This window comes from Centipeda felix (assembly GCF_900186465.1).
GTDB lineage: Bacteria > Bacillota > Negativicutes > Selenomonadales > Selenomonadaceae > Centipeda > Centipeda felix.
The window spans coordinates 110300-125231 of record NZ_LT891959.1 but is presented as its reverse complement, the minus strand read 5'-3'; the positions used below and the strand labels follow the sequence as shown (position 1 = coordinate 125231).

General features: G+C 53.0%; 16 protein-coding genes. 14 read left to right on the top strand and 2 right to left on the bottom strand.

What is annotated here, in order from left to right; translation table 11 throughout:
* The first annotated feature begins 52 nt into the window (after nucleotides 1-52).
* The 11 genes from C1713_RS08005 (at nucleotide 53) to C1713_RS07955 (ending at nucleotide 9512) form a co-directional block, all read left to right on the top strand.
* Nucleotides 53-808 carry an MBL fold metallo-hydrolase gene (locus tag C1713_RS08005; protein ID WP_102493582.1) on the top strand — a complete coding sequence of 252 codons (756 nt, stop codon included), beginning with the start codon at nucleotides 53-55 and terminating at the stop codon, nucleotides 806-808.
* A 12-nt stretch (nucleotides 809-820) separates the two neighbouring features.
* The gene (locus tag C1713_RS08000; protein WP_009442108.1) at nucleotides 821-1933 is read left to right on the top strand and encodes a S1C family serine protease; all 1113 of its coding nucleotides are present in this window, start codon (nucleotides 821-823) and stop codon (nucleotides 1931-1933) included.
* Nucleotides 1930-2409, top strand: coding sequence for a 23S rRNA (pseudouridine(1915)-N(3))-methyltransferase RlmH (gene rlmH, locus C1713_RS07995; protein ID WP_102493581.1), 480 nt, complete (start codon nucleotides 1930-1932; stop codon nucleotides 2407-2409). The genes C1713_RS08000 and rlmH overlap by 4 nt, the downstream gene beginning before the upstream one ends.
* A 173-nt stretch (nucleotides 2410-2582) precedes the next feature.
* On the top strand, nucleotides 2583-3932 hold the full coding sequence (gene gdhA / locus C1713_RS07990; RefSeq protein WP_102493580.1) for an NADP-specific glutamate dehydrogenase: 1350 nt from the start codon (nucleotides 2583-2585) through the stop codon (nucleotides 3930-3932).
* Between the two features lie 217 nt (nucleotides 3933-4149).
* Complete coding sequence (locus C1713_RS07985; protein WP_245871058.1) at nucleotides 4150-4365, top strand: hypothetical protein; 216 nt, start codon at nucleotides 4150-4152, stop codon at nucleotides 4363-4365.
* Nucleotides 4366-4485: 120 nt separating this feature from the next.
* On the top strand, nucleotides 4486-5403 hold the full coding sequence (locus tag C1713_RS07980; protein ID WP_245871056.1) for a DUF3990 domain-containing protein: 918 nt from the start codon (nucleotides 4486-4488) through the stop codon (nucleotides 5401-5403).
* Nucleotides 5336-5773 (top strand): transcriptional regulator, encoded by a 438-nt coding sequence (locus C1713_RS07975; RefSeq protein ID WP_102493578.1) that lies wholly within the window; start codon nucleotides 5336-5338, stop codon nucleotides 5771-5773. The genes C1713_RS07980 and C1713_RS07975 overlap by 68 nt, the downstream gene beginning before the upstream one ends.
* A gap of 188 nt (nucleotides 5774-5961) precedes the next feature.
* Nucleotides 5962-6504 carry a lytic transglycosylase domain-containing protein gene (locus tag C1713_RS07970; protein WP_102493577.1) on the top strand — a complete coding sequence of 181 codons (543 nt, stop codon included), beginning with the start codon at nucleotides 5962-5964 and terminating at the stop codon, nucleotides 6502-6504.
* Nucleotides 6505-6515: 11 nt separating this feature from the next.
* Nucleotides 6516-6908 (top strand): hypothetical protein, encoded by a 393-nt coding sequence (locus C1713_RS07965; protein ID WP_102493576.1) that lies wholly within the window; start codon nucleotides 6516-6518, stop codon nucleotides 6906-6908.
* Between the two features lie 88 nt (nucleotides 6909-6996).
* Nucleotides 6997-7791 (top strand): hypothetical protein, encoded by a 795-nt coding sequence (locus C1713_RS07960; protein ID WP_102493575.1) that lies wholly within the window; start codon nucleotides 6997-6999, stop codon nucleotides 7789-7791.
* Between the two features lie 14 nt (nucleotides 7792-7805).
* Nucleotides 7806-9512 carry a type IV secretion system protein gene (locus C1713_RS07955; RefSeq protein ID WP_102493574.1) on the top strand — a complete coding sequence of 569 codons (1707 nt, stop codon included), beginning with the start codon at nucleotides 7806-7808 and terminating at the stop codon, nucleotides 9510-9512.
* Nucleotides 9513-9554: 42 nt separating this feature from the next.
* On the opposite strand, the gene C1713_RS07950 is transcribed toward C1713_RS07955, so the two are convergent.
* Both C1713_RS07950 and C1713_RS07945 read right to left on the bottom strand, forming a co-directional pair.
* The gene (locus C1713_RS07950) at nucleotides 9555-9950 is read right to left on the bottom strand and encodes a hypothetical protein (RefSeq protein ID WP_050343840.1); all 396 of its coding nucleotides are present in this window, start codon (nucleotides 9948-9950) and stop codon (nucleotides 9555-9557) included.
* A gap of 14 nt (nucleotides 9951-9964) precedes the next feature.
* Nucleotides 9965-10330: a type II toxin-antitoxin system HicB family antitoxin gene (locus C1713_RS07945; protein ID WP_102493573.1), complete on the bottom strand. Its 366-nt coding sequence runs from the start codon at nucleotides 10328-10330 to the stop codon at nucleotides 9965-9967.
* A 152-nt stretch (nucleotides 10331-10482) separates the two neighbouring features.
* Between C1713_RS07945 and C1713_RS07940 the strand changes: the two genes are divergently transcribed.
* Genes C1713_RS07940 through C1713_RS12175 form a run of 3 tightly spaced genes read left to right on the top strand, consistent with a single transcriptional unit; the run spans nucleotide 10483 to nucleotide 14808 of the window.
* Nucleotides 10483-12435: a peptidoglycan DD-metalloendopeptidase family protein gene (locus C1713_RS07940; protein WP_102494053.1), complete on the top strand. Its 1953-nt coding sequence runs from the start codon at nucleotides 10483-10485 to the stop codon at nucleotides 12433-12435.
* A 17-nt stretch (nucleotides 12436-12452) separates the two neighbouring features.
* The gene (locus C1713_RS07935; RefSeq protein WP_245871054.1) at nucleotides 12453-13322 is read left to right on the top strand and encodes a hypothetical protein; all 870 of its coding nucleotides are present in this window, start codon (nucleotides 12453-12455) and stop codon (nucleotides 13320-13322) included.
* 43 nt (nucleotides 13323-13365) lie between these two features.
* Nucleotides 13366-14808, top strand: a complete 1443-nt coding sequence (locus tag C1713_RS12175) for a hypothetical protein (protein WP_212669102.1) — start codon at nucleotides 13366-13368, stop codon at nucleotides 14806-14808.
* The last annotated feature ends 124 nt before the right edge of the window (nucleotides 14809-14932 follow it).

Sequence of the window (14932 nt, the reverse complement as noted above, 5' to 3'; positions counted from 1 at the left end):
AGAAAATTTACAGACAGAAAGAATAAGATGTGTTCACTGGAGGGGATATAGTTTGCAGGTAACTGTGTTAGCGAGTGGAAGCAAGGGAAATTCCGTCTATATAGAGCTGGACGGGGTGCGTCTTCTGATCGATGCCGGCATCAGTGCGGCACGGATCACGAAAGCACTCAGAGCCAATGAAATCGATCCGCAAACCATTGACGCCATACTCCTTACCCATGAGCATATCGACCATGTACGAGGTCTGAAGACTCTGTCGAAGCAATACCACCTGCCAATCCTTGCGACCCGGGGGACTCTTGCTGGAATTGACGGGGGTGCCGTGTTCGCGGAGGATATGCATTGTATCTCTGGGGATTTTTGCGTCGGTGATGTTACCATACACCCATTCCCTATTTCCCATGATGCGGCAGATCCCTGCGGATTCCGCGTAGAGGGCTCATATTGCTGTACACTTGCTACCGATCTTGGCGTTGTGACAGATACCGTACAGGAGGCGATGGAGGGGGCTGATGTGCTCGTCTTCGAGGCCAACCACGATACAAATTTGCTCCGTAAAGGAAAATACCCTTGGCCGCTCAAACGGCGAATCCTCTCCAACCGTGGACATCTTGCCAATGCCGAAGCGGGATGGGCACTGACGCGCATGAAGAAGATACCGCACAAGGTTTTTCTGGCGCACCTTTCGGAGGAAAACAATGGCCCCGATCTTGCTTTCAATACGATCAAGGATATTCTCGCAACGCGCGGTATGACGATGGATGTCGAATCCTGTCTTCCTGAGGGCGGAGCGGAAGTTAAGCTGTAAAGAGGAGCTGTTATGATGAATTTACATTTCAAATGCCATCGGCGCAAGGGCGTTGTTTTGACCGCCGCCGCAGTATTGGCATCCCTTGCAATTTTGGGTGGTTGTTCCATGGGCACGGCTGCCGACACCCGAACGACAGGGACAAAACCCGCACAGACCGTGGATGTTTCTAATATCTCCGATGCGCGTAATACACCCGTAGTGCGTGCGGCAAAAGCTGTAGGTCCTGCTGTCGTTGGGATTACGAACAAGGCTGTGGCACGCGACTGGTTCAATAATCCGGTGCAGACAGAGGGCGTCGGCTCCGGTGTTATTTTTCGCAGCGACGGCTATATCGTCACGAACAATCACGTAATCAGTGGGGCAAAGGAAATCATCGTTTCTCTCGCAGATGGACGATCACTGAAGGGAAAATTGATCGGTCAGGATGAGTTTACCGACCTTGCTGTGGTGAAGGTGGATGAGGACAATCTTCCGACAGCCGTATTCGGTGATTCGGACGGCGTGGTTGTCGGAGAGCCTGCTATTGCTATTGGCAATCCCATGGGGCTTGAGTTTCAGGGCAGCGTTACGGCAGGTGTGATCAGTGCCTTGAACCGAACCCTTGACATCAGTGACAAACGCGTCAAGCTCTTTCAGACGGATGCGGCAATCAGTCCGGGCAACTCCGGCGGGGCATTGGTCAATGCTGATGGAGAGGTCATTGGCATCAACAGTGCGAAGGTCGCAGCGAGCGGCGTAGAGGGAATGGGCTTTTCCATTCCGATCAATACTGTACAGACAATCGTCAACGAACTGATCGAAAAAGGTTATGTGGCACGCCCCTATCTCGGTGTATCCGTCTTCGATCCGGACACGGCAGCTCGCTACGGCTACCAGCTGAACATCGATAAGGGGGTCTATATCTTCCGTCTGACACTCGACGGTCCATGCGGTAAAGCGGGCTTCCAACGCGGAGACATCATTCTTGAGATTAACGGAGAGGAAGTCAACAGTGTTGCTGACCTGCGAAATAAGATTGCCTCCTATAAGGTCGGTGACAAGGTGACGGTAACCTATGAACGAAACAGTACGAAGAACAAAGCAGAAGTCGTTCTGGAAGAGATGCCGCAGGAGGATCGTTGAAAATTACGATTGTCTGCGCGGGGAAGCTAAAGGAGAAATATTTACGCGACGGTATTGCAGAGTATAAAAAACGTCTCCGCCATTATACCGATCTGCGTACGATCGAGATCATCGAAGAACGCATGAAGGATCGACCTTCTCCCGCGGAAAAGGAGGAAGTTCTTCGCCACGAGGGCGAACGGCTGTCTTCGCAAATCCCACAGGGGGCTTACCTGATCGTTTTGGATGTGGGCGGCGAGGAGATGTCTTCCGAGAAATTTTCCGCGCGGATTGATCGTCTGATGCTCATGGGAGAAAGCCATATTGCATTTCTAATTGGTGGTCCCTTTGGACTGTCCGATGAATTGCGCCAACGAGCAGATCTGCGTCTGTCCTTCTCACAATTTACCCTGCCGCATCAACTGATACGGCTGTTCTTAATGGAACAGATCTATCGCTCGTTCAAGATCAGCCGTCATGAACCATATCATCTATAACTTGAGAAGAGTGTTCCTTTCTCCTCATTGAACGGAGGAGGGGAACACTCTTTGTATTTGTAAATGCATATTGTATTCATGCCCACAACCGCTATACAAAACTTCATCCTCTATGCTATACTCATTCTCGTTCACTGGATAATCTCCAGGAAGGATAAGAGGGAGGAATTATTATGTCGAACATGAAACAGTACGTGGATGATATTTTGGATCTGGTATCGAAGCGCGATCCCGATCAAAGCCATTTTAAAAACACCGTCAGTGAGGTGCTGACCTCGGTTGTCCCTCTCTTGGAAAAGCATCCTGAGTATAAGGAGCACAAGATTTTGGAGCGCCTGATCGAGCCGGACCGCATCATCTCCTTCCGAGTCCCTTGGGTAGACGACAAGGGGGAAATTCAGGTCAACCGCGGCTTTCGCGTCCAGATGTCCAGCACCTTGGGCCCCTATAAGGGAGGTCTTCGCTTCCATCCAAGTGTTACGCTTGATATCCTGAAATTCCTTGCTTTCGAGCAGGTCTTCAAGAATGCTCTGACCGGCCTTCCCATCGGCGGCGGCAAGGGGGGCTCAGATTTTGATCCGCACGGCCGCTCAGATAACGAAGTGATGAAGTTCTGCCAGAGCTTCATGACGGAGCTCTATCGTCATATCGGTCCGAATGTGGATGTGCCGGCAGGCGATATTGGCGTCGGCGGGCGTGAAATCGGTTATCTTTTTGGACAGTACAAGCGCATTCGTGACTCCTACGATGCGGGTGTTCTGACAGGCAAACGTACGGACTACTGGGGAAGTCTTGCGCGTACTGAAGCGACGGGCTATGGTCTTCTCTACTTCGTGCAGGATATGCTTGCGGCAAAAGGAATCGACCTCGCAGGCAAAACAATCGTTGTCTCCGGCGCTGGAAATGTCGCTACATATGCCATTGAGAAGGCGCAGGAATTTGGTGCGAAGGTTGTGACGTGCTCCGATTCGAACGGCTATATCTATGATCCGGACGGCATTGACCTTGCCGCACTCAAGGAGATCAAGGAAGTGCGTCGTGCACGGATCAAAGAATATGCAGATACGCACCCTAATGCAGAGTATCACGAAGGATGCAGCGGCGTCTGGTCGGTGAAGTGTGATATTGCACTTCCGTGCGCGACACAGAGTGAAATCGATCTGGATTCTGCCAAGCTGCTGGTCGCCAATGGAGTGCAAGCAGTCGGCGAAGGTGCAAATATGCCGTCTACGCTTGACGCCATTGCTTATTTCCAGAGCCACAAGGTACTCTTTGCCCCGGCAAAGGCGGCCAATGCGGGCGGTGTGGCCGTATCCGCCCTTGAGATGTCGCAGAACTCTGAGCGCCGCCAGTGGACTTTTGAGAAGGTGGATAAGCGCCTTCGCAAGATCATGAGCCATATCTACCGTGATGCAAAGAAAAATGCAGAGCTTTATGCTGACTCCGATGATCTCGTTGCGGGCGCAAATATCACTGCATTCTCCAAGGTGGCAGACGTCATGCTTGCACATGGTTTGGTCTAAAAGAAATCGTTTGAACGAGGGCTGCTTCGGCAGCCTTTTTTCTATGCATATCGTTCATAAGCCTGACAAGTGAGCTATCATGGGCGAGATTTTAGTGGTACCACGCAGGCGTATGCGTATATGGTATGCTTCTGCTGGATGAATTTTATGATGGCGTGAAAAGAAATTCTCGCTGAAATATATGTTATAATGGCAGCAGAGAAGTCGAGGTGGATGTATGGAGAAATACGACGAGATCGTCTTGGCGTGGAAGAATCAAAAGCTCAGGAGTGCTGCCGAACTCGAGACTGCACTCAATGGGTACGTGATTCAGTTCGCCTATCATTCCGGGAAGATCGAGAACCCGCAGATCACCTATAACGACACGCAGGAGATTTTCGATCATGACGGCGTGACGAACTATACAGAGGATGTACGCACCATCTTTGAATAGAGCTTGTCAAAACATGGGATCATCCGCGATTTTGCGTCACGCCCATGATGCGGCCGTTCGTTGAGGAAAGGAAAGTCCATGCGCAACGAGAATGCAGCGGATATTTACGCAGAAGAGCAGATGCCGCAGGAAATTCGGGAGAAAATCACTGCCCTTGAATCTGTGGGACAGGCCGCGCTGATCCCCAAGGCGCAACACGAGCTGAAAGGCAGTATCGAATGCACCCTCGATACGGGAAAGATATCATCTGGAACGTGCGCATATCTTAAAGCGCATTATCTTCACGAGGCGTTTCTTCCTGCGCGGATCACGCAGCGACAAATTATTCTCTTTCACGGCGCTCGTGATGCCATCGGTTGGCCAAGCCTGTCGAAGTGCCGTGAGGCAAACGATTTCGGCAAGTGCTTTTACTGTACAGAGGATATGGAACTTGCGAAAGAGTGGTCTTGCCAGCGTGGGGGGAGCGGTGTCGTCTCAGGCTACACATTAAAAATAGATGGGCTGCACATTGTCAACTTAAATTCAGAGCAGTACCATACGCTTAACTGGATTGGGACACTATTGCAGCACCGCCAGCCGAACAATCTGGACGATGACAGTGACGATGCGCGGGAGTATCTCATCCAAAACTTTGCGGTAGACCTGTCACGGGCTGATGTTGTGGTTGGGTATCGTGCGGACGATTCATACTTTCAGTATGCAACGGATTTTTTGCAGAACCGCATCAGTCTGGACAAACTCAGTGCAGCAATGCATCTCGGAAAACTGGGGGAGCAGGTTGCGATAAAATCGGAGCAGGCATTTGAGCGGCTTACATTCAAACGTGCCTACCGGACAGCGCAGAAATACATCCGTTTATATATGGAGCGTGATGTACGTGCGCGTGACGACTACCGACGTTCTCTCAGGGGACAGATCCGCGTTCCCAACAAGCTGACCATCGAGCGTATCATTCAGGAGGGCATCAGGAATGACGACGAGATCCTACTCAGACCTCTATATCGCGGACGCACAGGTGAATCTTGGCAACATGTTTGACTACGCCGTCAACACCTGCCATATCCCCATCGGGAAGGCGGCAGAGTACTTCGTGGACTCCGGTGTGGCCGATCAATTTAGCAAAGGGAACCCCCGCTATGTTGCCGGGCGCACCGGCTGCGAACTGCTTTGGGACTGCCTGTGGGAGTTGGACATAGAAAAACCTCCCTATCCGGCGGCTCTCTATGCGGAGAAAACACCCGCATATTGGGCAGGATGGGCACTTGCCTATTATCAGTGGCTGCGCTGCATCCCTTTTGAGACAATTCTCGCTGCCGTCCCGATGGAGCGGATTGAGCGCAGCTACTATCCGCTACATGAAGCCGACATCCGCAAATTCGTCGAGATCATGGACGAATGGATGTGCTAAAAGGGCGCGCATCCGCAAACAAAGAACCATACGCATACACCACAAGCAGCGTACACACGCTGACCGCAGTATAGATACATAAAAAGAACTTGTCATGACGGCAAGTTCTTTTTATGTGTGCAAAAGAGCGGATTTTTTCCCTTTCCTGTCGTTTATACTAAAAAGAACAGACGAGGAAGGAGAATGCTATGCACTATATCAGATTATTTGTCCTTTGTGCGCTCTCACTGAGCGTCCTCCTGCCGGGCAGGGGAGAAGCCGCCGACCTCTACAGCGTCATCTATACCGATGCCAGCTTCTATAATGGTGACACGGCGCAGTGCGACTGGATCACGAATGCCATCTTGTACGCTTCGGCAAGCTACAACGTCGATCCACTCCTCATCACGGCCGTCATGGAGACGGAATCCCACTTCTACCTGGGAGCGGGCAGCCCTGCCGGTGCGATTGGACTCATGCAGCTCATGCCCGCTACGGCGGCCGGCATCGGTGTGAATCCCTATGATCCGCTCGGCAACATCCTCGGCGGAACGATCTACCTGCGCACACAGCTCGACAACTTCGGCGGGCTCGGCGAATACGGCGTAAGTACGGCCGTCGCCGCCTACAACGCCGGCAGTGCTGCCGTCTACCAGTACGGTGGAGTACCGCCGTACCAGGAGACGATTGACTATGTGGCCAAAGTACATCGTGCCTACATGAACCTCTATCAGATGTATCAATACGGGTGAGGGAGGGAGCTATGAATCTAATCCAAACCGCAGGTATTTCCCTGCTTGTCCTCATCATCGGCGGCTGGATCTACACGCGCTGCCACGGCGATGGCGTGCGGACACTCACAAAACTGCTGCTTCTCGTCAATGCACTGCTTCTATTCGTCACGCTCAACCTCTATTATGCAGCAAAAAACGAAATTGCCGTCAAGGAAGTGATCGAAACGTACAGTGTCGCGTCCACCGTCGACCTCCTCTCGCTGATGCACGAGCCGGGGCACAGCGTTGAGATGCAGGAGAATCGTCTACTGATCGACAAGGGAAGTGACCATGAGCGCATTTTCATCCTGATGCGTGAGCCGTTTTTTCACATCATCGACCAGGGAAAAATGATGCAGATGACAAAAGAACTGCCCAATTAACTTCAAAATACAAAAAGATAGGATTTTTCGGCAAAAATTTCCATTACCATAGATTATGGAGGAGAATTGTCAAAAAGGAGTGTTTACCATGACCATCAGAAAAACAGCTGTTGCCGTCGGTGTCGCATTCGGCATCTCTGCCTCGCTGCTCGCCATGATCCCGGCAGGGCATCACAGCGAGGCGGCGATTGCAGTCATTGACCAAAAGAACATCGAGGAAGCGATCAAAACGGCCATCCAGACGGCTAAGATCCTCTCGACCGAGGAGAAGGAACTGGCACTCATGATCCTCAACTCCAAGAAGATCAGCAGCGCAGAGATCGAAAAGTATGCACAGATGCAGGGTGCACAGCAGAAACAGATCTTTGACGAGAAGATGGGGCAGGAGGGCGTGCTCGGCAAGATTTGGGGCGACAAAAAGGGCAGGACGAATCCGAATCCTCTCGATACCGTCTGGCGTGAGCGTCTTGGCGATCTGCAGTCCATCCTCAACGGCAACACGACTGTCGCCACAGGCATCCTGAACGAACGCCGACGGGAGGAGACACTCGCGGCCACATTCAAGGATGCAGCACAGTCCGCCCAGAACACGCAGCAGGCAAACCTCGAGATCGCAAAGTCCACGCAGGAAGCCCTGAATGCGTCGAATCAGGCGGAGGGAACCATGCAGGTCATGCAGTCGGGCAACGCCATCAACGCCAACAGCGTGCTGGCACTGCTCCAGATGACGAAGATGTATAGCAACGCCGTTGCCGCTGAGGCATCGCACTACCAGGCAGAGAACCTGCGCCGCGCGACCATTGAGTCGAATGAGCAACAGGCGGCACAGCGCAATCTTGCCGCAGGTAAGGCGGCTCTTGCAAGCATCAAGGCACAGCAATGAATGGAGTGGTGGATATGCACCGATGCACTGAGACGCTGCGGCATGTTCTGCCGCTCGGCATCTTTGTCCTCGTCGCCGTTCTCGTCCTGGCGGACAGCACAACAGCGTCCGCCGCCGCGAGCTTTAGCTCGGACATCGGTCTAAAGGGCGGCGACAACGCCTTCCAGAACAACCTCACTACCATGGCGAACGGAATGTTTACCGTTGCGCGGATCATATCGACCATCATGATTGCACTCGCGGGCATCATGATTGCCTTTAACGTCGAGACGGCCAACAAGACCACATGGAACATCATCCTCGGCATCGGGCTTGCGCTCAACTTCGGCACGGTGCTCATGAGTGCGTTCGGCGGGAACTTCGGCGGCGCAGATCAGACACCGTTCGAGTACCGGATGCACGTCACTGCGAACGAGGACAGCAAATGGTATGACTTCCTCCAGCCATTTACACGCACCTATATCGACTATACGAAGTCCGGCGCAGTCAGCATCATGCCTGTCGCTGCGAAACTTCTCATCGTCTTGACGGCAATCTCCGCCTCCGTGAAGATCTCCCTCGATCTCATCAGCGGCGATAAGATGAAATTCCTCGTCCAGACACTCCTCGAGACAGGGCTCTATCTCTTCCTCATCCTGAACTGGTACGGCCACGGGATTGATATTATGGGCAGCCTGTGCAGCGGCTTCCAGGCGATCGGGTATCACGCGGGTGGCTACAGTGAGGGGATGGGCTCCGGCTCACTCATTGCAAATGCGGTCACGATGTTCACAACGGGGTACGGTGCAGCACAGGAGGCATTCTCGATCTGGTCGCCGATCTCCGGGCTGTTTACCATCCTCTGCCTTGTCATCATGTTCATCCTGCTCGTCCTGGCAGGGATTGAGATGCTCATGGCAAAGATTGAGTTCTTCACCATGGCGATGATCACTATTCCACTGATTCCGTTCGCTGCGCTTCCGCAGACGAAGTTCCTCTTTGAACGGGCTCTGGGTGCCATGTTCAACCTAGCGATCAAGGTCGCTGTCATCTCCTTTCTCACGGCAATGAGCAGCAGGATCCTCACGGACTACTGTGATGAATTTGCAAAGATCGCACAGGATCCCTCTAAGGGCGGTATCATCGGCAATATGCCCGTCCTCATACAGGCCGTTGTCGTGAGTCTTCTGCTGTATCTCCTCATCAAGAAGATCCCCGACTTGGTGCAGGGGCTTCTCAGCGGCTCTCCCTCGCTCAACGGTGCGAGCATGACACAGACCGCGAAGAATGTGACCTCCGCCGGTGTCGCTGCCGGTGCAGCGATCGCATCTGGCGGAACAAGTGTTGCGGGCAATATGGCAAAATCTGCGGTGTCGGGATATGGACAAGGTGGCGGTGGCATAGCTGGTCTCGCACGCGCTGGCGCGAATGCCATGAATACTGGGGCTGGCATGATGATGTCTGCTGCCGGACGAGGTATGGGGCACTATGCAAGAGACTCTATGGTTGGCAAGTCCACGAAGGCGGGAATTGAGGCAGCACAAAAATACTTTGGAGTAGGCGCCAATCAACAAGCACCTACGGCAACGGGACTTGCCGTAAGCGGTGGGAAAAGCATCGCACAGAGCGCAAAGAACGGGGTAAAAAGCGCGGGCAGCGGCATAGCAACAGTGGCACGCGGTGCGGCAACTGTCGCGAATGATGTTGCAAGAGATATTTCGAAAATCTCACCGATCAAATAAAAAAATGCTTCTCGATCCAGTTGGTGGATGGAGAAGCATTTTTTATCTCGTTAGAGGGGCGCTCTTCCTTGCAATTTCTGCAATGAGTTCGCTTTGCCTATCGTATTCTTTTTTGAGCTCGTCATACCGCTCTTTTAGTTCCTCATATCGTCCTTCCAGTTCGTGTAAACGCGAAACATCGGCTTGATTGCGGTAGATTTCTCCGAGCATTGCGGATATTTTAGGGGCTTGCCCTTTAATGAGTATATCTAAGTCGCATTCAGCGAATACATCGAGTAGATGCTTGATAACGTGTGCTGTATTGGGATAGCTGTCGATATAATCCTCTATTTCCTGTTTCCACTTCAGGCGACGTTTTTCAGCCTCTTGCTGTTCAATGATTTTTCCCCGTTCGTTGCACTCATCGTTCCACTGTTTCAGGCTGGACAAAATTCCCATGGAAATCACTCTCCTTATCGTATTGATGTATCCTTTGGTGACTCATAGAGCGGCTCATAGGCCGTGAGGATATTCTCAACCAGATGGTTTAGGCTCAACCCTGTTTGTGCAGCGTGGAGCGCAAGTGCTCGGTGGAGTGCAGGTGTGATACGGATATTAAAGGTACCCTTATACGGAATCTCCGGCGTATCGTTTTCCCGTGCACAGCGGTCAAGATACGCATCGATCTCTGCACGAAACCGTCTGACCAGTTCGTCCGCGCGTTCTGCCCGGTATGTGAGCTTCTCCTGGATCCCAAGCACACGCCCATAGAGGAAGCCCTCGTGTTCGTTGATCTCTATCGAGCCGACATACTCTCTGTACCGTAATATATTCTTCATTGTCCACCTCACTCCTTCTTTCATTATACCGCGCCCTATACAAAAAGCAACTGTATATAGTTGCTTTTCCGTTGAAGTGTAAAAAAGATAGGAAAAATTCACAGATGTTCTGGGGTACTATGAATATATATCTGTATGAGAGGATTCCGCGCATGAGATCGAGATACATTTTGCTGCTGCTTGTCCTTTTCCTATTGGCATCATCCACATCCGTGAGTGCGGCCGCGCTCTTAATGATGGATGCGCCGCTGCACGGCCACGAGATCCAGGTGACCAGTCCCTTTAGTGCGGGGCGTACACATCCCATCACGGGGGTAGTGCGCCGACATAACGGCATCGACATCGGCGGCGAGGCACATGAGCCTGTCTATGCTGTTGCGGATGGAGAAGTTGTTCTCGCAGTGCAGGACGACTCATTTGATGGATATGTCATCCTACAGCATACCGCGCCTGACGGAAGCAAGTTCCAGACATGGTATGGCGATCTCGACCCGAATGATGGGTATCTACCGGCTGCTGCCATCAAGGAGAGCATTGACAATCATGTGCAGCGCGGGCAGCTGATCGGGTATCTGGGGCCAGCATGGGCGACCAGCGTATCGACGGGACCGCATCTGCATTTTGAGGTACGGATCAATGACTCGCCGATCAGTCCGGCGCTCTATCATCCGTATGCGCCGTGGCTTCCGGACAATGCGACAGATGACGGCCTTGCAGCGAGCCGCCAGGGAAAGCGCATGGTCTGGGATGCGGCATTTGCCTTTATGGAGCCCGTCAAGAAAGCGATAGATACCATTGCCCTCGCATGCACCAAGGCAGTGGATCTCCTCAAGGACATCATCAAGTACGTGATCGGCATCCTCATGACGATTGATCTCGCGCTCACCTACATCCTGATGAGCGTCGATCGGGAGAAAGGACAAGAGCCGAGCTTCAGCATCTTTAAGCTGCTGGCACTCAAGATGCTGCTCTATCTTCTGCTCTTTTATACCATCACCTACTGGGGCGCGTTCCTTATCAACGGATCACGCGACCTCTTCCTCAGCCTGGGCGCAGCCACGGGCGGTGTAGATCTCACTCAGACAAAGGCGATGCTCGTCGATCCGACAGCACTCGTGACAAAGGGCGCACAGATCATCGAGCCGATTTTTACCGTTCTCAACGAAACGGATTCGAGCGGATTTGACTGGCTCAACAAAATCGTCACGGGACTGTTCGGGAGCATCTTCCTCCTCATCATCTTTGGCTCGTTCCTGCTCTTTGCGTTTGAGATCATCCTGGCGTACCTCGAGTTTTACTTCGTTGCCGTGTTCAGCCTAGCGAACTTTATGTTTGCGGGACACAAGTGGTCACGTCGTTATGCAGAGAACGGCATGAACGGCATCTTCAGCGCCTCGATCAAACTGTTTTTCTTCTGCTTCTTTGCTCTGATGCTCCAGTCCGTCATGTCGAACATGGTGGTGGATGATCTCATCCATGTGCAGACCGTCCCCGTGGAAGAGGCGATGAAGAACAGCAATGGGAACTTCGGCGGGCGCGAGGGCATCGATGAGGTACTCGAGGCAATCCGCCGTGTCGAGACCGGCGGACAGGAGCATCCATTCCAGACCCCTTCACAGGATGGATGGGGCTACGGTGCGTATCAGATCAGCTACGAGTACTGGAATGTCTGGTGCGAAAGATCAGGATTCGAGCCGCCGCCGATGCCATGGGCAGATGATTCGGAGGCCTGGAGTGTTCCGGGGTATCAGTCGAGACCCTACAGCGGCGCATGGGAAGATCAATTCCCGCCGGCAACGACGCCGTGGCCGGAGAATGTGCAGACCGCCGTGGCGCGTCATCACCTTCTGGAGCTCTATGATGCAAACGGCAGCTGGGAAAAAGCAGCGGGGGCATGGAATGGTGACCGCAGCGGCGGATATTGGCGCAAGGTCGTGACGGCATCAAACTCCATCCAAAAGACCAAGCACGTCCTTCAGGTCGCTATTTTGCTGAAACTCGCACTGGTCTGCTTCCTGTTCGTCATGATGGGTGACAAGCTCTCCCAGCTGGTCATCAAGCAGTTTGGCATAGGCAACGGATTCAAATTCCTGCCTGGCACATAATAGAGAGGAGATTGAATATGAAACGATGGAAAAGGTCAAAGAAAGTGACCGCAGCACTCTGCGTATGCTTTATGGGAGCTGCCGGCATCGGTTATGCGTGGTCAATTCCAGGCGTAACACGTCCTTTTGACCCACCGAACTATTACAGCCCCACAAGCATCTCCTGGGCGGACAGTGCACCGTCCCCCTTTGCCCTAAAAGACCTCGCCGCGAACGGAGGCAATGTCTATGACTACACGCGGCATATTAAGAGCATCCTCTATGGGACGAAGTTCGTTTCCTGGCTCGAAAAACTGACGGCCAAACTCGGCATCGAGGAGGAAAACGCCCGAAAGCTCCCGGCGGAGAGCAGAGAGCAGGGGATGAAGGACATCAAGATCCTTTATCACTCCATGGCAGAAAATCGCACGAACATCGACCTCCATCCGGAAGCCTTTGAGCGGGACTATGACGATGGTGTTGCGGGCAAGGCGATCGACTACCGCAAGACGAGCAAATTCATATCGGACAGCTACACAGCGGCAACGCAGAACACCATCAACCGCTACCAGGACATGGATCAGATCATGACGGCACTCCAAACGGCACTGGAAAACTCGAATCAGGCGGTCGGAGAGACACAGGTACGTCAGGCAGGAGCGCAGATCGAAGCGATCAAGCAGATGGCCATCATGCAGCTCTCAAATGCCATGGGGGATCAAATCCAGATCCGCAACGTTCGCCAGATGCAGGATACGGCAGACAAACAGCGGCAGGAAGAGCAGCAGATGAACGGCTCCTATCACTTCTTTAATCCCGGTGATCCCGGAGATCGGGTCATGCTCGAATCCTACGAGGCGGATACAGGGCGAAAATTCTATCAGTCACAGCCAATGCCTGATTTTTGATGCAGAGGAGGTGCGCGTATGCCAAAAGAACATGACAATATAAATGAAGACGCTGCAGGAGCGGGAGGATTTTGCCTACGGGAAGGATTATACAAGCCTGTATGATCCTGTCATATATGCGCCGCAGAAAGAAGGGGAGCGCGATGTTGAGGCGCACGAAGCAAAGGAAATGCGTCCATCCGCGCGTGAGCAAAGGAGGAACAACATGCAGAGCGAATGGTTTGTCTCAAGCAACACGATCGATCCGGCTGCGGGTCTGATGATATATCAGGCACAACGCAGGAAGGACGCGGATGTTGCCGACTATAGTGGAAACCGCGAAGAAGCGGGCGCGTGGTTTAAGGACAAAGACAAGGCGCAGGAAATCGTCGACAAGCTGAATGCGGCGGAGAAGGAACGCGGGGAGGCACTGACGGCACAGGAAGCACAGGCAATCGCCGACAAGCTGAACGCGGAGGAACATCGCAAGGAAGCGCAGGAGGAGGCAAAACCAATGGCAGAGCAGGAGGAAAAGCGGCCGGAGAAGGAAACCCAGGCAAAAAAGCCGCAGGAAAAGAAGACGACAAAAGAGCTGGTCAGCGAGGCAAGCAAAGCCTTTAGTGACCGTATGCAGGAAGCCCACGCCAGTGGGAATGCCGTCTGGCAGAAACCGTACGAAGAGCGGCAAAATATCCATGTGCCTGTCCTGATCTATCAGGGCAGGGATGGAGAACATAAGTCGTTCTATCCGCCTGTTGCGAATATGCTGCCCGCCGTTCAGCATCAGCTGGATATTGGCAGTCAGGATAATCGCTGGATTCCTGCAAAGGAGGCGGGAGCGAACCCCGACATCACCATCCGTAAGGATGCGAAAGCCGTTACCTTTGTGCTCTTTACCAAAGACAAGCAGCCGTATACGAAGAAATTCTTCAATATGGCCGACGTGTCAGGGAAAGGCGTTCCCGCACTCGCGCCGACACCGGAACTGCGGCGGGATGCCTATCTGCACGATATGATCGACTATCTTGCACGACGCACCGAGCGCGGCACGTTCAAGGGGGACAACTACTTCCTGATGGTCATGGACGCAAAGGAAGCGGCCAACAAGAGCTATCAGGCGAAAAAGGAAGTCTACGACTTCCAGAACCTCGACTACGGTACATACATGAAGGCACGCCTTGAAGCCAATCGACGGCTGGACGCGATCCTGGGCGCGGATGTCCAGGAAGTCGTTCCCGCGAAGGACTATGAAAAGACCTTCATCCAGCTGCTGGCAAAAGAGATCCGCGAGCCGTCCAAAGAGACGAACTATGTCATTCGTGCGGCACGTAAGGCACTGAATGAGCTGAAATGGCAGCAGAGCCACGTAAAAGCGGCGATGAAGGCTCTTGTCCCAGAGGCGGCGTTCGATTCGCTGGCACGCAGCGGGAAGATGCCGTCGCAGACACTCTTTATCATCGCAGTCAAGGGTGTGGAGCAGAATAAGGCACAGGAGGCCGCCCGCTGAAGGAGGTGAACACAATGACGGATGAAGAAATCTACGAAATGTACTGCGGAGATGTTGACGACATGCCCGCAGACGATGCGCTGATGGAAGACTGAGCGCACCTGCAGCAAGTGAATCATGAACG